Source organism: Tunturibacter psychrotolerans, from assembly GCF_040359615.1.
Lineage (GTDB): Bacteria > Acidobacteriota > Terriglobia > Terriglobales > Acidobacteriaceae > Edaphobacter > Edaphobacter psychrotolerans.
Map to the genome: position 1 here is coordinate 4546911 of NZ_CP132942.1, position 20927 is coordinate 4567837.

The window sequence follows — 20927 nt, forward strand, 5'->3', positions numbered from 1 at the left end:
CAGGCGGGCGCATAAATCTACCCTGACGATAAATATGAAAGTTAAATTATTCATGACACGACATAGATTGCTTTGGCTGCTTCTTGCATCCCTCGCCTGGTATCAAGCGACAACTTCAAGATCCGTTCTGGAAGCTCAAACCCCTCCGACTATGGCAACCACGGCCCGTGATTTAGGTCATAGATCAGAAATCTCAAACACTGCACAGGACAAGCCGTTAATTACAATCTCAGGTCTCTGTGACAATCCATCGGCTGATGAATCCGCGGCTTCCAACTGCGAAACGGTAATCACTCGAGCCCAATTCGAAAAAGTGATTAACGCGATTCAGCCCGGCATGCCTGCACACGCGCGCCGTGAGTTTGCCCTCCACTACGCCGATGTCCTAGTGATGAGCAATAAAGCTGAGCAAATGGGATTAGACACGAGGCCGAACTTTGAAGAGCAAATGAGACTCGCGCGTATCCAAGTCTTGTCCCGTGAGTTAGAAAAGGTAATCCAGGAACAAACCTCACAAATTTCTGAGAAGGATATCGAAGACTACTACTCTAACAACACGTCAAGATTCGAGAAGGCAAAAATAGATCGGATCTATGTTCCTAAAATTCAACAATCACTACCAACTTCTGACAAAGAACTTCGTGATTCGGACGCGAGCGTGCGTTCGCGCAAATCGGAAAAGACGATGAAAGCGGAGGCCGACAATCTACGTGCTCGAGCGATAGCTGGAGAGGGGTTTACCAAACTACAGGCGGATGCTTATGAAATTGCAGGCATTAAGACGGCTGCCCCAAACACGATCATGGTGATCAGGCGCATTTCGTTACCTCCAGGTCAGGTCTCAGTTATGGACTTGAGGCCAGGCGAAGTTTCAGAGGTCCTTACGGATCCTAACGGGTACGATATCTACAAAGTCGAGACAAAAGATAAGCTTTCCTTGGATCAGGCTCGGGAAGAAATCAAAGCAACTTTGCGTTCTCTGCATAAGCAAGACGCAATGCGCAACGTAGAGGACTCTACGAACACTACGCTTGACGAAAGCTACTTTGTTCGCGGTCGATCACAATAGGCGTTTGATGAGATACGAACCAGCAATCAGCTAATGAGCAGTGCGAATCGAGCGATTTTCGTTCGAGGATCGCACCAATAGGATCGCGGTTGGTTACGGCTTTGCCATCCGAAGTTCTGTGCAATGGGAAATCCAAGTTACGCAGCTATCGCGTTATCCCCGTGCTGGACGTAGCCCTGTGGGGTGTGAGGAGATGGGAAGCGCACAGCGCCTTTCATCTCCCCACACCCCACTATTGTTAGTGGGCCAGATACGCTTCGGGTGTAAGCGGTTTATGCCTGTCTCTAAGGCAGGTGAATTGCCATCTCTTAGAGACGATGGAGGTTGATGCTAGCCCTCCTGTGCCACTGAGAGAGGTCATTAGCGTACTTGAGCGCCTGGACCTTCACCTCGATGCCGGCAACGCCGCTGTTTTGGTGGAAGATTTTGCCTATTGTTCGAGTGGCTTTATTGCAGGACCATAGCGGAACCGGTACACTTAAACCTAGAATGATGACCGGGCTTGAAGAGATGTCAGATCTCCTATCCACTCCATGAGGCAGATCATCCCCGGCGCCATTAGCAACCAAAATTACACTATCGGGAAATCCACTTACCACGTGGACATCAGCGTGACCAATTATTATGAGACGCCTACTTTACCTCCTTCCGATTCTTCTCTGCTGCTCGCTCGGTTGGGCGCAAACACCGACACTTGTGCAGACCGTTTGGGGGCCGAGTTCTCTAAATTACAACACTGGAGGCTGGCCGGGAAATCCGGCGTATTACTATGCAATTAATTTCCCGGAGGGAACACAGCCGGGGAATTTACTGGTTTGTTCGGCCTTCGGCGCCGGCGCAACCTATTCGATCAGCGACGATAAAAGCGAAACCTGGACGAAGGCTGGATCGCAGTTTCCGTTCACAGACAACTCTGGTTTCGTCGAAAACATCTGGTATGTGGCCAACAACCCCGGGGGTGTTCGTCAGGTCAAAGTAACCACCAGCAGCGACAACAGCGGATACGTCGCTGTCACATGCTCGGAGTTTTACAACGTAGCGACATCAAGTGCTGTCGACGCCACGCCAAATTGCAATTCGGCAAATTCAGGGAAAACGCTTACGGGACCGTCCACTGGCACTCTTACCAGCGGCGACCTGATCTATTTTGTTTCGTTTAGTGATCAAGTAGGTGCCACTACTTCTTTTACCGCTGGATCCCAGCCGAATATCACTTGGAATCTCGACGCCGCCGATCTTTTTGATGGTTACGCTGTGCAACACGGAGTGTATTCGACTACAACCTCGTTTACGCCCCAGATGACGACCGGAACGTCGAATCCATACACTTCCTGCGCTGTGGTGTTCAAATCTGCCAGCGCAGGCACCGCTCCGACTCAAGCTATGCGGATTGTCCATCTGGGCCATTTCAATATGCCAGATAGCGGAAGCACCCAGACTGTTCAAATGCCGTCCTCTGGCAATCTATTAGTTGCGTCTTTCACTGCTGGAGGCGATTCGATTTCTGGCATAACGAGCACGCCCGGCAATACGTGGGCATCGACCGGCACAGTGGCCGGAGGGCCGTCCATTACTGCTTCATCGCAGATCTACTACGCGGGAAATGCGAGTACGGCCACAACGGCAACAGTGGCTATTACCAGAGCGGGAACACTCTCGAACGACTCAGTTCTTATTTATGACATCACAGGTGCAAACACCTCACCGTTTGACAAAGACAGTGGAGGGCAGAATGGCAATCAAGCTTCTGCCGTCTCGTCCTTCACGACATGCTCCAGTTGCCTAACGCCGTCTGCGGCAGGTGAACTCGTAATCCTTAACGCGAATCAAAACTGGTGTACTGGTACGGCCGAAACCGCCCCTTCTGGTGCTCTCTTTGACTCGGCTTTTGCGACAATAAATTCGGTGAACGGGGCACAGCCTGTGGACCAGAACGGTGAATGGGCGCATTTTTATAACACAAGCGCAACGCCCATAATAGCGACCTGGACTATGAGTTGCGACCAAGCGGAAGGTACTTGGGCTGGAAGAGTGGCTGCATTCAAGGCGGCAGCCCAATCGAATAATCAACTTCTCCCGCCAACTGGGTTGAAAGCGGTGCCTCAATAGGAGCTGGTCAAAACAGCTTACGCGATGGCGAACAAGGTGCGAGCAGGTACAGGACAGATTAATTACTACAACATACTGAATGCTAGGGTTCAGCTCGATGGATTCAGCAATTGGACGTCGCTTGGGCAAGTATCGACGGCAGAGTACACCAAGGCTAAGACTGTTACTTTTATGCTTTGAGGGCTTTACTAAGCAGGCCGGGGTCATCTTCATGCGGAAGCCAGTTGACTTTGGTGAGGTGTCCATTTCAGAGCTGGCGTCGAGTTCGTCCAAAGCGGCGGAGGCGAAAGCTCGTGGGTTGATGGATGCCGATCGTGAATAGGCAGCGCCTAGGGGTTAGAAGCACTCCGTCGATGGCCCCCTTTCAAGATGCAGCGACCCCATCAGATCTGTTGGTCTTAATAGTGGATCCCTTCCTACTTTTTTGACCTAGGGAAGTAAGTGTTAGTCAGTCCACTAAGCTCATCGGTTCATTGTCGCGGCAAATATGAAAGATATTTGCTCCCCATTGCCACGGAGAAGCATCGCGTATACGTGCGTCGTCAGTTTGTCGCTAGCGCTCACTTGTGGCAATAGTGATTGGCCCTTCTATTGTTGACGGCCCTACCCGCATGGCGCCAAGTCAATTATGTTGAAGTGCGTCTGAAAATTACCGGCCATTCTGGCGCGCTCCTGTCCAGACCATGGTCAAGTTAATCCGGTTCAACGATTCCTCTCAGCCTTGCTTCGGTCATCAGCCAGGGAACCGGAACGAGAGGAGGACCCGCTGATTGATCCCGGCAGCCACCCTCGGTCATGCAGATGGTGCAAAGCAGATCCACAGCGGCTGTCTTCTTTGCCTGGCCGTTCCGTACAGGATTTAGTCAATACCCAGCCAGGATGGCTCTGTGAAGGCAACGCGGTTTTGCATCCACGTGGCTCCGAATACCAGACCCAATTCGTAATCGAGGGCATTCTCCTCACTTATAACCGTCCTTCGATCGGGATGCGATAGGCATTTACACCGCAGGATACCCCGCAGAGTGCGGAATAAAGATCGGCGAGCAGTCGAGTTAGATACGCGACGACAGACCGATTCCGATTTGCACGGACAGTTTGTTCTTTCGGGCGGAAGCTACGATTTTGCTTCCGGCTTCGGCCAGTTACAAAACCTATGGGCAGGACTCTTAGCGCGACGCCTTCCGGCAGAATGACGGACCATTACCTCAATCCAGTTGTTCCGCAAAACTGTATCTACATCGGCATCATAGGAGACTTCTCAGCCCGCTATAGGCGTGACCTAACTAACCCCGGACCGTCCGAGCTTCAGTGCACGCCACGAGTTCTCTCACTTCCTCATCCCAACAAAGCTGTGGGTACGGTTCATTACCAATACATCGTGGCGCCGAATCCCCTGATCGCATTAGCTGGCATGGTGCGCGATAACGCAAATGATCTTTATTCCAATCAAAATTCGACGCCCATCCTTGCTTGCCTATTTCGCCCAACTCCCTACTGTTAGCAAATCTTCCTCGCGCTGCAAAATCGTTTCTACGATGTGTTTCGCAATCGCGAGCGCAGCTGTAGCAGCGGGTGAAGGGACATTGCACACATGCACGACGCCCTTGGTGTGAGCAAAGTGAAAGTCATCAATCAACTTCCCGTTGATGCCGAGCGCCTGAGCGCGAACACCTGATCCACCAGGCATCAAGTCATCAGCAGTGATTTCCGGCACGAGACGCTGTAAAGATCGAACAAACGCAGCTTTGCTCAATGAGCGGTAGTACTCGTCCACGGACACGTTCCAGTACTTCGCGGCCATGACCCAAAAACCTGGAAAGGTCGCGTACTCCCAAACGTCGTATACGTTAAAGGAAGCCTTCGCATAGCCCTCACGTTTCAACGCCAGCACGGCGTTCGGTCCTGCTTCGACTCCACCAGAAATACGCTTGGTGAAATGCACACCGAGAAACGGAAATCGCGGGTCGGGAACCGGGTATAACAGACTACGAACATAGTGGTGCTTATCTGGAGCGAGCTCATAGTACTCCCCACGAAAAGGAACGATCGTCAAATCGAGTTTGGCGTTTGCCATGTGGCTGACACGGTCACTCTGCAGCCCCGCGCAATTGACGACCAACCGCGCCTCAATCGGCCCCTGAGTTGTTTCTATTACCGTATTGTTGCCCGAAGGCTGCAATGCTGTTACCTCGCGCGAAACATGAATCGCGCCGCCGCGTAGCTCTATAAGTTCGGCATACTTCTTCGCGACAGTCCTATAGTCGACAATGCCGGTACCAGGCACGTGTATGCCCCGAATGCCTGAAGCGTGTGGCTCAAGTTCACGGATCTGGTCTCCCGTGAGCATTCGTAGCCCCTTCAGGCCGTTGGCGATTCCGCGCCGATAAAGCTCATCGAGTTGCGCGCTCTCATTCAGTGAAGTAGCAACGATGACCTTCCCGCAAATCTCGTAGGGTATGGCGTGCTCTTCGCAAAAGCGCAATAAGGCGTTTACTCCCTCAGTACAGAGCCTTGCTTTAAGGCTGCCGGGTCTGTAGTAAATTCCGGAGTGAATGACGCCGCTGTTATGGCCCGTCTGGTGAGCAGCAACTTCGGATTCCTTCTCAAGCACGGCGAGAGACATACCTGGAAAACGACCGAGAATCTCGAGGCCTGTAGCCAAGCCGACAATTCCGCCGCCGATGATTGCTACATTGACTCGAGAAGGCATCCTATATTGGCCACTTGCAAATGCCTCTGCAGTACGCGAAAGGCCTGGAGACTCGGTTCCAAAAGTGTCATATCCAAATACAGCCTAAGCATCAGGGATCGACGGGTCAACCAATTAATATTAATGCTGCGATCATAAGCAATCGCTTCTCCACCTAATATCCCTGGCGCGCGGTCTTAAGATTTCAGCTATCCACTCAATCAATGCCACCAAACGCAAAGCTGCCTCTTCTGAGGCAGCTTTTTTGTGGGATCGAGCGTATGGATCATTTGCGTAAGGTGGTTGCGTAACGCGCTCCGCCTATTGGCAGTGGAGCAGTCTAAATCTCGGACTGCTCCACCACCACCTGTCGGCTTCCGGAGAAAGAGAACCAGCTTAGTGAAAAAACTACGGAATGGTCACTGTCACCGGGCTCGTTGGAACGCTCTCCTGACCGCTGGGATCAGAGGACGTTACCTGATAGCTATAGCTAGTACCACTTACCACATTACTATCCACGTAGCTAACCGCCGTATCAGCCGAGGAGTTTATGCGCGTAAAGGATCCGCTGCCGGTCGCCCGATAGATGTTGTACCCCGCCACAGGATCGGAAGAACCGGACGGTGCATCCCAAGTTAGATCGACCTGATGTGCAACCGCAGTACCTGTACCCGTCAGAGAAACTGTTGCCGTACTTCCGCTGGTCGAGTTGCTACTGATCGAGAGCTGTCCAGTGAGGGCTCCGGCTGTGGTTGGCTCGAACTGTAGCTTCAGCGTCGCAGTCTGGTTAGGATTTAACGTTGTCGGAAAGCTCCCGCCAATGATGGTAAAACCAGCCCCGGTGATCGTGGCAGAGTTCGCCGTCACAGGCGTCGTGCCCGTCGAGGTCAAGGTTAAGGACGCCGTCGTCGCCGTGTTTACGGTCACGCTGCCGAAGCTCAGACTTCCAGCGCTTACCGTCAATTGCGGATTCGCCGCCGTACCGGTACCGCTCAAAGCGACTGAGGCCGTGCTGCCCTTAGAGGAATTGCTGTTGATTGCAATTTGACCGCTGGCTGTCCCAGTTGCTGTCGGATCGAATTGAACCTGAAGCGTCACCGACTGCGTTGGGCTTAGCGTCACTGGGAAACTTGCTGCGACGATCGTAAAGCCAGTTCCGGTGATAGCCGCAGAGCTCACGGTCACGGGCGATGTCCCCGACGACGTCAGAGTCAACGACTGCGTCGTCGCCGTGTTCACCGTAACACTGCCAAAGCTCAGGCTCGTAGCACCCACCGTCAACTGTGGATTTGTTGCTGCCGTGCCTGTGCCGCCGAGAGTCACCGCCGTAGTGCCACCGGTCGACGAATTGCTGCTGATAGTGATCTGACCGCTGGCTGATCCTGTCGCCGTCGGCAGAAATTGCACCTGTAGCGTCACAGACTGGGTCGGATTCAGCGTCACCGGCAGGCTACCGCTGACGATTGTGAAGCCAGCACCGGTGATCGCAGCCGAATTCACTGTCACTGGCGATGTCCCGGTCGATGTCAACGTTAACGATTTCGTCGCGGAAGAGTTCACCGTGACACTGCCAAAGCTCAACGAGGTTGCGCTAAACGACAACTGCGGGGTTGTGGTCGCACCCGTTCCGCTAAGTGACACCGTCCTCGTGCTGCCACTGGCAGAGTTGCTGCTGATCGTCAGGCTTCCCGCCGCGGATCCGGTTGCGGTCGGCGCGAACTTCACTTGCAGCGTCAGAGTCTGATTGGGGCTCAATGTCGCCGGTAGGGTGCCTCCAACGAGAGAGAAGCCCGTGCCCGAGACCGACGCCGAACTCACCGTCACCGGCGCCGTGCCCGACGACGTAAGCGTCAACGACTGCGTCCCGGAGGAGTTCACCGTGACGCTGCCAAAACTCAACGAGCCGGCGCTCGCACTTATCTGTGGAGTCGCAGTGACCGCAACTGTTCCGAACGTGACCATCTGCATGACCCACGGACCGGAGGAGGCCAACGTCGCTTTGGTACTGTTGCTCCCAGCCGTCGTCACGATCTTGTCTTCAGCAATATCTCCATCCGGCGTTGTGATCACCCTTGACGTAAAGCCGCTCCCCGCGGCATTCGTCGCTGTAGCGACTGTGTTCGCTCCAAAGACTAACTCGTTGGGACTCCTCGTCGTCGCCGCGCCACTGTTCGCGCTCGTGCTACTCCCACTCGCACCAGCCGTCACATCCACCGCCGTCACTCCCCGGTATTCCAGAATGCGCACATCCGGATACGCCGCCGCCTGGCTGAACGTTACCGTCACCGTGTTGCTGCTGACGCCCGCAATGTTTGCTGCATAGTAGATCGACTGCCGCAACGCCGTCCCGCTTGTCGGTCCAATCGCCAGACTGTAAACGTTCCCTGCGCTGTCCTTCACCGACTGTACCGTCGACGTGGTATCGTTCCATCCCACTACCACAACGTTAAGATCCCCCACCGTTTGCGCTGCCGAGTACTTCACGTTCACTGTTGCTGATGCCGCTTGTGGGGTGGCTGAGTTTTTTTGTGCGAAGCCGATCGCACTCGACTGTGCTCCAGCATCGATTCCTGACGCCAAGCAGCAGACCGCGAGCAAAAGCACCCCAAACCATCTGCCAGGCAAGGACGGAATAGTCCGGAAATGTAATCTTTTTTGAGAGGGGAATTTGAGGGCCTGATTGCCAAATACGAAGGAAACTACGGAGCCTAGGAGCCAAAAAACGAAACTACTACGGGTCACCAACATCACCTCTTGAATGGGTAAAAAATCCGACATTCAAGGCAGAAAAGAAAAAAGAGAACAAAGAGGCGATGCTATACAGCTTCGGTTCTAACTTCGTTCGATAAACAAAGGACATCCAAAACGCGAGAATCTGCCTCGAGCTGCTTTCGTAGCTTGAATGGCGATGAGTACCAGTATAACACTTTGGTAATATCGAGCCGCAACTTGGTGACCTAAGAATATCCCTCGCCGACGGTCCCCTCGTCTTCTTGATTGTGAACAGAAATGATACAAATTCCAACTACTCACGGCCAAGGCTACGCACTGTCACGCCACCAATGCGCATGAAACTGATGGAATTTCGCATACAGCAAGATCGCTCGGCCGCACCCGAATCGGAAATCTGGTATCGACACCGTTTCTTGCCTCCAACGCGCCGTCAATCCGCCTGATTTCAACGCGCTCCCTATTGGCTTACCGATGGAGAGAACCCCGCTTAGTGAAGAGCTACGGAATGGTTACTGTTACGGGACTCGTTGGAACGCTCTCCCGACCGCTCGCATCAGCGGACGTTACCTGATAGCTATAAGTACTCCCGCTTACCACTGTGGTATCCACGTAATCGACCGCCGAGTCAGGCGAGGAGTTTACCCGAGCAAAAGATCCGCTGCCGGTTGCCCGATAGATGTTGTACCCCGCCACAGGATCGGGAGAACCGGACGGCGCATTCCAAGTTAGATCGACCTGGTGCGCGACCGCGGTTCCGGTACCAGTCAGAGAGACTGTTGCCGTACTTCCGCTGGTCGAGTTGCTGCTAATCGTAAGCTGTCCAGTGAGCGCTCCGGCTGTGGTTGGCTCGAACTGCACCTTCAGCGTCAAAGTCTGGTTAGGATTCATCGTTGCCGGAAAGCTACCGCCAACGATGGTAAAGGCAGCCCCTGTGATCGTCGCAGAGTTTACCGTCACAGGCGTCGTGCCCGTCGAGGTCAGGGTTAAGGACGCCGTCGTCGCCGTGTTTACGGTCACACTGCCGAAGCTCAGACTTCCAGCGCTTACCGTCAATTGTGGATTCGCCGCCGTACCGGTACCGCTCAGCGTAACCGAAATCGTGCTTCCGCTGGTCGAGTTGCTGTTGATGGTGAGTAGACCGCTGGCTGATCCAGCCGCAGTCGGATCGAACTGTACCTGCAGTGTCATCGACTGGGTCGGATTCAATGTCATTGGGAGACTTTGAGCTACGATTGAGAAGCCAGCACCGTTGATGGTCGCAGAGTTCACTGTCACCGGCGACGTCCCAGACGACGTCAGCGTCAAGGACTGCGTCGTTGCTGTGTTCACCGTCACACTACCGAAGCTCAAGCTCGTAGCGCTCACCGTCAACTGTGGATTTGGCGCTGCTGTGCCAGTGCCGCCCAGGGTCACCACCGTCGTGCTACCGGCCAACGAATTGCTGCTAATCGAAATCTGACCGCTCGCTGATCCTGTCGCCGTTGGCAGAAATTGCACTTGAAGGGTCATAGCTTGGCTTGGATTCAGTGTCACCGGCAGGCTGCCGCTGACGATTGTAAAACCCGCTCCAGTGATGGTCGCAGAGCTCACCGTCACCGGCGATGTCCCCGTCGAGGATAACGTCAAGGATTTCGTCGTCCCTGTGTTCACCGTCACACTACCGAAGCTCAAGCTCGTAGCGCTCACCGTCAACTGCGGATTTAGCGCGGCCGTGCCAGTGCCGCTCAGGGTCGCCACGGTAGTGCTACCAGACGAAGAATTGCTGCTAATCGAAATCTGACCGCTCGCTGATCCTGTCGCCGTCGGCAGGAACTGCACCTGCAACTTCATCGACTGCGTCGGATTCAACGTCGCTGGCAAATTTCCCCCGATGATCGTAAAGCCAGTTCCAGCGATCGTTGCGGAGCTTACCGTAACCGGTGAAGTTCCGGTCGAGGCCAGCGTCAACGACTGCGTCGTCGCCGTATTCACAGACACGCTACCGAAGCTCAAGCTCGCAGAACTCACCGTCAACTGCGGGCTCGGCGTCGCGGTGCTCGTACCACTCAGAGTCACCTGCGCAGCGGACCCAGTCGATGAGTCACTGTTGATGGTGATCTGACCACTGGCCGACCCTGTCGCTGTCGGTAAGAATTGCACCTGCAACGTCATCGACTGCGTCGGATTCAACGTCACCGGCAAATTTCCCCCGACAATCGTAAAGCCAGTTCCAGTGATCGTCGCAGAGCTTACCGTAACCGGTGAAGTTCCTGTCGACGTCAGCGTCAACGACTGTGTCGTCGCCGTATTCACAGTCACGCTACCGAAGCTCAAGCTCGCAGAACTCACCGTCAATTGCGGGCTAGGCGCCGCGGTGCTCGTACCACTCAGAGTCACTTGCGCAGCGGACCCAGTCGACGAATCGCTGTCGATCGTGATCTGACCACTGGCTGATCCTGTCGCTGTCGGTAAGAATTGCACCTGCAACGTCATCGACTGCGTCGGATTCAGCGTCGCTGGCAAATTTCCCCCGGTGATTGTAAAGCCAGTTCCAGTGATCGTTGCGGAGCTCACCGTAACCGGTGAAGTCCCCGTCGAGGTCAGCGTCAACGACTGTGTCGTCGCGGTGTTCACCGTCACGCTACCGAAGCTCAAACTAGCAGAGCTCACCGTCAACTGCGGACTCGGTGCCGCTGTGCTCGTACCACTCAGAGTCACTTGCGCAGTGGACCCGGTCGACGAGTCGCTGTTGATCGTGATCTGACCACTGGCCGATCCCGTCGCTGTCGGTAAGAATTGCACCTGCAACGTCATCGACTGCGTCGGACTTAGCGTGGCTGGCAAACTACCCCCGACGATCGCAAAGCCAGCACCGGTGATTGCAGCCGAGTTCACTGTCACCGGCGCTGTCCCCGTCGAGGTCAGCGTCAACGACTGTGTCGTCGCGGTGTTCACTGTCACGTTACCAAAGCTCAACCCAGCAGAGCTCACCGTCAACTGCGGGCTCGACGCCGCTACACTCGTACCACTTAGAGTAACTAGATTCGTGCTCCCGCTCGACGAGTTACTGCCGATGGTGATCTGACCGCTCGCTGATCCAGTCGCCGTCGGCAGGAACTGCACCTGCAACGTCATCGACTGGGTTGGATTCAACGTAGCCGGCAGACTGCCGCCGACAATAGTAAAGCCAGCTCCAGTGATCGTCGCCGTGTTTACTGTCACCGGCGAAGTCCCCGTCGAGGTCAGCGTCAAGGACTGTGTCGTCGCGGTGTTCACCGTCACGCTGCCGAAGCTCAAGCTCGCAGCGCTCACCGTCAACTGCGGGCTCGGCGCCGCTGCACTCGTACCACTCAGAGTCACCTGCAAAGTCGAACCCGTCGACGAGTCGCTGTTGATCGTGATCTGACCGCTCGCTGATCCAGTCGCTGTCGGCAGAAACTGCACGTGTAACGTCATTGACTGCGAAGGGTTGAGCGTCGCGGGTAGATTTCCCCCGACGATCGTGAAGGCAGCACCAGTGATTGTCGCAGAGTTCACTGTCACCGGCGCGGTCCCGGTCGACGTCAAGGTCAACGACTGCGTCGTGGCCGTGTTCACCGTCACACTACCGAAACTCAAACTCGAAGAACTAACCGTCAGCTGCGGGCTCGACGCCGCTGTGCTCGTACCACTCAAAGTCACCTGAGCAGTGGAACCGGTCGACGAGTCGCTGTTGATCGTGATCTGACCGCTCGCTGATCCAGTCGCTGTCGGCAGGAACTGCACCTGCAATGTCATTGACTGCGTCGGGTTGAGCGTCGCCGGCAAATTGCCGCCGATGATCGTAAAGCCAGCACCAGTGATCGTCGCAGAGTTCACTGTCACCGGCGCAGTCCCCGTCGACGTCAAGGTCAACGACTGCGTCGTCGGCGCATTCACCGTCACACTGCCGAAACTCAGACTGCTAGCGCTCACGGCCAAGTGAGGGCTTGTTTGAGGATTCGATATGGTGGCCCCTGTACCGGTCAGGGCCACTACCGTCATGTTGTCACTCGCAGAATTACTACTAATTGTGATCTGACCACTAGTCGCCCCAGGAGATGTGGGATCGAACTGCACCTGCAACGTCGCAGCCTGTGCCGGATTCAGCGTAAGTGGAAAACTACCTCCTACGATTGTGAAGCCAGTCCCAGTGATTGCAGCAGAATTCACCGTCACTGGAGAGGTCCCTGTCGAAGTCAAAGTCAACGTCTGCGTCGTCGCCGTGTTCACCGTTACGCTGCCAAAGCTCAGACTTGCAGCGCTTAAGGTTAGTTGCGGAGCGGTCTGAGATGTCCCCTGCCCCTGCAAGGGGACTTGCGCCACCATCTGCCCCGCCGCACCCATAAGCGTTGCCTGCCCGGAATAGTTGGCGGCGGCGGTAGGCGTAAAGCCAAATTTTAGAGTGTAGCTGCCACCAGCAGGAATGCTCGTAGGCATAGTAGTGCCGCCAACGAGCGCAAACGTCTGGCCTGAAACACTGACTTGAGAGACAGCTATCGCCGCAGAACCGCCGTTCGTCACCTTTACGCTGCTATCAACCTCTTGACCAACAAGTACGTTTCCAAAGTTGACGGTGCCGGGCGATACAGAAATGCCACCTCCAGCAGCTGGATCTATTGCTCCCGATCCGCAGCCCGACGTCGCTATTGTCAAGCAGCATGCCAGGACAGAGAGTAGAGCTCTGGTAAATCCGCTGGAGCGAAGCGTCTTTACTCCAGATCGGATGCGTTGCACACTTCGTTTCGAAGACGCATCTTCAGCTAAAACAGCGGACGCCGATACAGCTAGGCCTGAAAACCCCAAAAATGCGTAGATAGCTGACACCAACATCACCTCTTGAAAGTTGCAAAACGTGCACAAATCAGAGGCAGATAAAAGGGAAAAGGAACAGGCTTTGCACAATCGGGTTGCCTAGTCCGGCAGATCGAAGCTGCTCGGCGGCTTAACTCATTCCCAGATTTCGCAATGAAAACAAACCGTTTAGAAACACTACCTAGAAGGCCAAGGGGAGTGGGGACGGGCCTCAGTTCTCAGTTAGAAGGGTATTTTCATTTGCAATGTCGAACAATAACACGAATTGGTTAGGAAGGCCCAGATGGTTGGCCGTTCAGTTGCCGATCCGACTAACAGCAAAAAGAGGCGCCGGCCTAAGACATCGAAGATGGTTCATCGCCACTTGCTGCTGGGGGAGTTGTAACAAGTAAGTCTTAGGTCTAAGTCTTAGGTCCCGGAGTGCAAAATCTCAGGGGGCGCCAAATTTGTCGGCTTGATTCCCAGAAACCTCAGATTCGAAGTGGGATAATTACAGACAAAGCAAAACCTCACCCGCTCCGAACAATTCATCAAATCATCAAACGATTGCGGACCTGCAATTCGCACTTGATCGGGTATACTAGTACCTATACCGCGCTTCTTTATCGTGGAAAGAGTATTTCTTTACCAATACACCTGACCCTCCCCAGTGTCTTTGGTGCAACGGCTGCTGATCCATCAGGTGTTCTCCCTCCCTGCCTCTTCTGGTTTTTAGAGATAGCCCAGATAAGGTAGGAACATTTGATGCACAGACTGTTGGCGGTAATCATCACCGCATTCTCTCTCGCTTTTCCCGCACTCAGCCACTCTCAGACCACTCCGGTCTGGTTCACTCTGAACGCCCAAGAGGGACAGACAGTCACGGCAACAGGATCGATCACTCTTCGCTTCGGTCAGGTCGCGTCCACCTGCGCCTCAAAGGCCTCCGGCGCGTGCAGCGCAGGCCCGGGCGCACCCGCGCCCGCAGAGTGGACTTCTCCCAAAACCTTCACTCCCGCCGAATCTGGGACCACCGTCAGCATAGTCATCGACAAAGAATCATTCGGCAATGTCGACCCAGATCCCGGTGTGCGTAAGACCGTGCAGGTACAGGAGCAGGCGACCGCTCAGAAGATCACTGTCAATAAAACATCCGTTACAGTTCCCGCGCAATCAACCTCGTCCGCGTGCCAACTGTCGCAGACTCCAGCCACGATCACTTTCCCGAACACGACTGACGGATTCCAGATCTCCTCTTCTGTTGCTCTCACAAGCAACTGCAAGACGACTGTGACCATAGATTCTGTCCAGGATCCCGCAGCGCCATTCAGCATTTCTGGATTTCAGACGCCGTTTACGCTGGCTCCCGGCAAGACACAGAGCTACACAGCTGTCTTCTCACCCACTGCAACCGGTACTGCGACTGGTAGCATCCACTTTGCCAGCACCGTCTCATCTGTTCAACCATTGACGGTCTCGCTCACCGGCACCGGCGTTTCGGCCACGCAGGGAACTTTGGCCTCCAGTCCCACCACGTTGAGTTTCGGAAATATAACCGTAAACGGAACAAGTTCGCTGACCGCAACGATCACCAACTCAGGGTCGGCATCTGCCACCATCTCTGCCGTCAGCGTGGCGGGAACAGGGTTCACGCTTACCAGCGTGAAAACCCCTATCACCCTTGCGGTCAAACAATCGGTGCAATTAACCGTCAACTTTGCCCCAACAACTAGCAGTTCTGCTAAAGGGACCTTGACGATCACAAGCAACGCTTCGAACAAATCATTGGCGGTGACTCTAACCGGCACCGGCACCGCAACCGGAACCGGCACGCAACACTCTGTCGCCCTTTCATGGAGTGACTCCGGAACAGGAATCGCTGGCTATAACGTGTACCGCTCCACGGTCTCAGGTGGCTCCTACTCCAGAATCAACAGCGCAGTAGTGGCCACAACGAGCTATACCGACAGTGCCGTAACCTCCGGCACCACTTACTACTATGTCGTCACAGCAACGGCACCAAGCGGGGCGGAAAGTGCTTATTCCAATCAGATAAGCGCAAAAGTACCATAACCGACCCGCCCGTCTTCGACTCCAAGCGTTCCGATAATTTAACAGAAGTCATCTTTCGTAGAGTATTGAACAGCAAAATCGACAACGTGTTTGCGTGACAGGCAAGCAACTCACCCGGTGACGGCATGTCACCGGGTGAGTTGCTTGCATTGAGTGTTTGCTCCCTTAACCCCGTGAACCACAAGCTGCGCTCGTAGACTGGGAACTTTCTTCCCGCTGGTGCAAGGCTAGTTCGCGATGGGGCGATTCTCGATTCCGACCGCCATATTTGATATTGCCCTTCCTAACCTCTAATAGGTACCTGGAAGTTACCGGGATGCGGGTTCGTAACTCGTTCATATGCAGTTGGCCTGTTGACGAAATTGTCAATTTTTGGACCAGTCAGCCCTATCTCTGTCTTTAAGAGCCATAGCTATCGTTGATCTTCAATAACTTAGATTGCGTAGCAAAATTATGCAAAGAAGTGTGAAGGGGGATTCCTATTTTTTTGTTTGACACTTCTGAGAGGTGGCGATAAATTCGGTCCACTTCAGCAGCGACTGAGACGGCTTTCAGCCTTGGTTTTCACACCAAGCGAGTAACCTAACTCGGCGTTACCGGAGAAAACTGAGATCGGTGTCGCTCTATTTTCTGCAGATTTTGCAAGATTATCGTTATTCGCTTGCCATATACGAGTCGGCCAAGGCAGGCAGTTTTGCAAGAGGTTCTCTTGGGCTCCTATAAGACCGTCCTAGTCCCCCGCATACATTGAGCAGATGCTTGCCGATAGCGGTGAGGATACTCGAACAGTCCGCTTCAAGACGCGGCTCCGGCTTTGTTCGCTCAGCTTCCTAACCTGTTACGAGGTGTTTCAATGCTAGGCGCTGTGAAAATTTTAGTGATTAGTGAAGACGCGGATATCTGTAACCTGATTCACAGTTCGCTTGAACTCCAGAGCCATAACGTCATCTGCGCTGCTTGCCCTCTGGAGGCGCTCCAGCTTTTGCATCGGGGATTGGTCGCGGATCTCCTCCTGATTCATGCGACAAGGAATAGTTCAAATGACAGTCTCTTCGCCGTTGCGCTTCTGCAAAACTTCTCCAGCGAAAAGCTTTGCATCCTCGCAGAGGCCGGAGATACATCATGGAAACACCACGCGGCGAAGTGGAAGATAAGTACAGTGCTGACCATGCCCCTTCTAAGGCAGGACATCGAAAAGCTAATAGCTCAACCAAGTCAGGAGACCTTCGCGCCCACTAGCCCAGTCGCCAACGCTTCAGCAAATGTACCTCACTACCACATGGAGGAGTTAGACAACAACCGTTTCTTCCTGGCAGCATCCCCAATTATGATGCAGCTTTACCGGGATGTACGGCTTCTCGCTCCGGTTAACATTCCGGTACTTATCCTCGGCGAAAGTGGGGTTGGCAAGGAAATTGTGGCGATGCTGCTTCACAAGTACTACCCAAACCCCGGGGGAAAACTACTCAATATCAACTGCGCCGCTCTGCCGACCGAACTCCTGGAAAGCGAACTCTTCGGCTACGAAGCTGGAGCCTTCACTGGCGCAATAAGATCCAAGCCGGGCTTGTTCGAACTGGCAAATAAGGGAACTCTGCTCTTGGATGAAATCGGTGAGATGAGCACGCAGATGCAAGCCAAGCTGCTTCATGTCCTGCAAGATGGATCCTATTGCCGCCTGGGAGCCCGTTCGCCATCTCGAGCGGATGTCCGCGTCTTGGCAGCAACGAATATCAATATGCAGGATGCAATCGCGGAAAAGCGTTTTCGTGAAGACCTCTACTACCGGCTCAATATCTTGACGATCACGGTCCCGCCGCTTCGCGAGCGTCGCGAAGAGATCCCCATGCTGATGGAGCAGATGTTTCTCAGGGGAGCACTCGAACTAGGAACGTCGGTTATTCTCTCGGATCGGATCGTTGAAGCGGCACAGGAATACCACTGGCCGGGAAACCTTCGCGAGTTACGCAACTTCGTGACTCGTACACTCATTTTGCGGGACGAGGAAGCCGCCTATAACGACTTGCGAGGCAAGACGCGAACCAAAGTCTTCTCTTCCAGGGAAGAAACCCATGCGGAGACGGCGATTAACAGATCGCCGATTGTCGCCGGCATGAAAAACGCGGTAAACGAAGTCAAGAATGAGACAGAGATCCGCATCCTTCAGGACGCGCTCTCTGCCTCAGGATGGAATCGCAGAAAAGCTGCAGTGAACCTGAATATTAGTTATCGCACCCTGCTCTACAAGATTCAGCAGCACCGACTGAGCGCATAGATTGCCGCAGCGGGCCGTTGTGAAAATGACCGTCGCTGCGAAACGGTCTAAACTCCGTAAACTATTGACTCTGTGGTGCCCGGAGGGGGACTTGAACCCCCACGACCGGTTAAGGTCTGCGGATTTTAAGTCCGCTGTGTCTGCCGATTTCACCATCCGGGCTTGCGAGAAATTATCCGCCTACACCATCTTAACGCATTCTTCAAAACACTCTCCGCAAAGGAACATTGCCGAGCATTCCTGCGTAGCTTCCTAGACGAAGCTCGCATTTTATCCCGGGGTCGATCTGCAGCTATGCCTCTCCACGAAATTCTGATGCAAACGCTGTCTGCACTCTGGGACACGAAACTCCGCAGCTTTCTAACAATGTTCGGCATCGTCTGGGGCATCACTTCGGTGATCCTGCTGGTCGGGCTTGGCATCGGGTTCAACGTAGACCAAAAAGAACATCTCCGAACTATCGGGACCGACATCGCCATCATCTTTGGAGGAAAGACCGGAGCCCAGGCCGGAGGATACGCTGCCGGCCGCGACATCTATCTCACTATCGATGATGCCGTCGCTATCCAGCAACAGGCCAACCTTGTCAAAACAGTAAGCCCTGAGCTGCGCCGCAGCGTCTCCGAGGTCAGTCAGTGGAACGCAGCCAACCGTGCAGTTCGCGGAGTATGGCCGCAATATCAGCAATTCCGCTCGCTCACGGTCGAGCAGGGACGCCTCATGACCGATCAGGACGAAGCCGAGGGAGCGCGCGTCATCCTCCTCGGCGCCGAAGCAAACCGTCAACTCTTCCCGGGTAAAGCAGTCATCGGACAACCACTGATGGTAAGCGGCTACCAGTACACCGTCATTGGAGTCCTCGCGAAAAAGAAACAAAATGGCAGTTACGGTAGCGGCCCCGACAACACGCAACTCTTCACTACTTACTCCGCCATGGCCCGCGACTTTCCGCCCACAGAAGGTCCCGGGGTCATCCGCGGATACGTCAACAACATCGTCGTCCAACCGGTATCGCCCGAGCTGCACGAAAAAGCGCTAGCTCAAGTCTCGAAAATCATCGCCGAGCGCCATCACTACAATCCGGATGACAAAGAAGCTCTCTGGGTCTGGGACACACTCGAAGGCTCGAAGTTCACCGAGCGCATCTTCAGCGTCATGACTTTATTCTTCGGAGCAGTAGCTCTCCTCACCCTCGCTCTTGGAGGTATCGGCGTCATGAACATCATGTTGGTCGCAGTCACGGAGCGCACCCGCGAAATAGGCGTCCGAAAAGCCCTCGGTGCCACCGCTATCGACATCAAACGACAATTCCTTGTCGAATCCGCAATCATCACACTGGTGAGCGGGTTCGCCGGCTTAGCGCTAGGAGTCGGTGTCTGCATCGTGATGCGGTACATCCCACTCCCGGACTTTGTGCCGCACCCGGTAATCTCGCCGTTGGCCATCGTCGCATCGCTCACCACCCTCGCAGCCATCACCGTCTTCGCAGGAATGTACCCTGCACTGCGTGCCGCCAACCTTAGTCCCATGGAATGCTTGAGGACAGAGTAGAGATGAACCTGCTAGAAATCATTCGCCAAAGCCTCGACTCGCTCCTCCGCAACCGCCTCCGCTCGGGCCTCACCATGCTCGGCATTATCTGGGGATTGGTAACCGTTGTCCTTCTGCTCAGCTACGGAAAGAGCCTCGGCGAAGGCGTGCTCAACGGCTTCATGGGCCTCGGCGACAACATCATCATGGTGTGGGGTGGCCAAACCAGCATGCAGGCGGGAGGCGAGCGATCCGGAAAAAAAGTGAAGTTCCTCGACGGCGACACAGAAGCAGTACGCGACGCAGTTCCCTTTCTCAAAGCAGTCAGCTCCGAGACCGACGACGGCTTTAGCTTCAAGTACGGCTCAAAGGTCGTCAACATCCAGAGCAAAGCTATCGACTTCCCTTACGGCGGTATGCGCAGGCTCAACATCGATCAGGGCCGCTACTTCGAAGCTGCCGACTTTACCGATCATCGCCAGGTCGTCATCTTCGGCCCGCACGCCGCACAAAAACTCTTCAACGGCTACCCACCTGTCGGCGAGTCTGTCGAGATTGAAGGCCACGTCTTTCAGGTGATTGGCGTCCTCAAAAACAAAATCCAGGATTCCTCCAACAACGGCCCCGACAACGAGAACGCCTTCGTTCCATTTGACATGATGCGCCTTCTCCGCAACCAACGAGACCCTGGCAGTATTGTCTTCCAACCCAGCGCGCCTGAACTCCACCTCAAAGCCCTGCAAGCCGTACGCGCCGTTCTCGCCCAGCGACACCACTTCGATCCCAAGGACGACAAAGCCACGCCCACATGGGACACAGTCGCCGACTCGGCCGAGATCATGCAGTTCAGCACCGCACTCGATCTTCTCCTCGGCATCATCGGCGCTATGACCCTCGGTGTCGGCGGCGTTGGCGTTATGAACATCATGCTTGTCTCAGTCACCGAGCGCACACGCGAGATCGGCCTCCTCAAAGCGCTCGGAGCCCGCCGCAAAGACATCCTCACGCAGTTTCTCCTCGAGAGTCTGACCCTCACCTTTCTCGCAGGAATCATCGGGATGGTCGTAGCCGTCGTCGTCGCCTATCTCATCCCGCCGATGCCGCTCTACTCCGACATCTACAAGACCGCCAACCACGAAGGCGACATCATCCTTCGCGCTTCCCCCACCATCATGCTCGTCTCGTTCGCGATTCTCGCCGCAGTCGGAGTCATCTCCGGGCTTCTCCCAGCAGTGCGCGCCTCACGCATGGACCCCGTCGTCGCATTAAGACACGAATGACCTTACGGGCACAATCGCAATCGTGGCGACGCTTCAGTTCGCCAGTCGATACCGAATCGTCTGATCTTCAAGAAAATACTCTGCCGAGCAATCGGAAGCTCCACAGATCATGGCCTCCAGCCCAGCACACTGCTGTTTCGTAATCAATCCCAGCGAGCCGCATGATGGGCACGCAAGCACCGCCCAGTAAGGGTTGTCCGCCTTTCCCAGGTCACCCGCCTGCTCCAGCAGAAACAACGTACCCGGCTGCATTTGCTCCGGGATCCACACTTCAAGAAGATTTAATTCCGCTACCATGCTTGCCTCTTCTTCCAACGGTTGTCTGCATTCATGACTCACGTTCTAGCGCCAATGCTGATCACTTAGGCTGCGGAAGAG

Annotated in this window: 10 protein-coding genes and 1 tRNA gene; 6 read left to right on the forward strand and 5 right to left on the reverse strand. The window is 54.6% G+C overall.

The window, feature by feature from the left end; translation table 11 throughout:
- Positions 1 to 34: 34 nt before the first annotated feature.
- Together RBB77_RS19150 and RBB77_RS19155 are read left to right on the forward strand one after the other, a co-directional pair.
- A complete protein-coding gene (locus RBB77_RS19150) occupies positions 35 to 1069 on the forward strand; it encodes a peptidylprolyl isomerase (RefSeq protein WP_353063326.1) in 1035 nt (344 codons plus the stop codon).
- Between the two features lie 624 nt (positions 1070 to 1693).
- On the forward strand, positions 1694 to 3178 hold the full coding sequence (locus RBB77_RS19155) for a hypothetical protein (protein ID WP_353063327.1): 1485 nt from the start codon (positions 1694 to 1696) through the stop codon (positions 3176 to 3178).
- A 1474-nt stretch (positions 3179 to 4652) separates the two neighbouring features.
- On the opposite strand, the gene lhgO is transcribed toward RBB77_RS19155, so the two are convergent.
- The 3 genes from lhgO to RBB77_RS19170 all read right to left on the reverse strand — a co-directional run bounded on the left by lhgO (position 4653) and on the right by RBB77_RS19170 (position 13253).
- Positions 4653 to 5888, reverse strand: coding sequence for an L-2-hydroxyglutarate oxidase (lhgO, locus tag RBB77_RS19160; RefSeq protein ID WP_353063328.1), 1236 nt, complete (start codon positions 5886 to 5888; stop codon positions 4653 to 4655).
- A gap of 387 nt (positions 5889 to 6275) precedes the next feature.
- Positions 6276 to 8447, reverse strand: a complete 2172-nt coding sequence (locus tag RBB77_RS19165) for a choice-of-anchor D domain-containing protein (RefSeq protein WP_353063329.1) — start codon at positions 8445 to 8447, stop codon at positions 6276 to 6278.
- A 651-nt stretch (positions 8448 to 9098) separates the two neighbouring features.
- On the reverse strand, positions 9099 to 13253 hold the full coding sequence (locus RBB77_RS19170) for a choice-of-anchor D domain-containing protein (RefSeq protein WP_353063330.1): 4155 nt from the start codon (positions 13251 to 13253) through the stop codon (positions 9099 to 9101).
- A 903-nt stretch (positions 13254 to 14156) separates the two neighbouring features.
- Between RBB77_RS19170 and RBB77_RS19175 the strand changes: the two genes are divergently transcribed.
- Positions 14157 to 15464, forward strand: a complete 1308-nt coding sequence (locus RBB77_RS19175) for a choice-of-anchor D domain-containing protein (RefSeq protein ID WP_353063331.1) — start codon at positions 14157 to 14159, stop codon at positions 15462 to 15464.
- Positions 15465 to 16341: 877 nt separating this feature from the next.
- Positions 16342 to 17739, forward strand: coding sequence for a sigma-54 dependent transcriptional regulator (locus RBB77_RS19180; RefSeq protein ID WP_353063332.1), 1398 nt, complete (start codon positions 16342 to 16344; stop codon positions 17737 to 17739).
- A 73-nt stretch (positions 17740 to 17812) separates the two neighbouring features.
- On the opposite strand, the gene RBB77_RS19185 is transcribed toward RBB77_RS19180, so the two are convergent.
- Positions 17813 to 17901, reverse strand: a tRNA-Leu gene (locus RBB77_RS19185).
- 153 nt (positions 17902 to 18054) lie between these two features.
- Between RBB77_RS19185 and RBB77_RS19190 the strand changes: the two genes are divergently transcribed.
- Together RBB77_RS19190 and RBB77_RS19195 are read left to right on the forward strand one after the other, a co-directional pair.
- Positions 18055 to 19290, forward strand: a complete 1236-nt coding sequence (locus tag RBB77_RS19190) for an ABC transporter permease (RefSeq protein ID WP_353063333.1) — start codon at positions 18055 to 18057, stop codon at positions 19288 to 19290.
- Positions 19291 to 19292: 2 nt separating this feature from the next.
- The gene (locus tag RBB77_RS19195) at positions 19293 to 20549 is read left to right on the forward strand and encodes an ABC transporter permease (protein WP_353063334.1); all 1257 of its coding nucleotides are present in this window, start codon (positions 19293 to 19295) and stop codon (positions 20547 to 20549) included.
- 33 nt (positions 20550 to 20582) lie between these two features.
- Here RBB77_RS19195 and RBB77_RS19200 read toward each other — a convergent pair whose 3' ends face one another.
- Positions 20583 to 20846 carry a hypothetical protein gene (locus tag RBB77_RS19200; protein WP_353063335.1) on the reverse strand — a complete coding sequence of 88 codons (264 nt, stop codon included), beginning with the start codon at positions 20844 to 20846 and terminating at the stop codon, positions 20583 to 20585.
- Positions 20847 to 20927 lie beyond the last annotated feature (81 nt).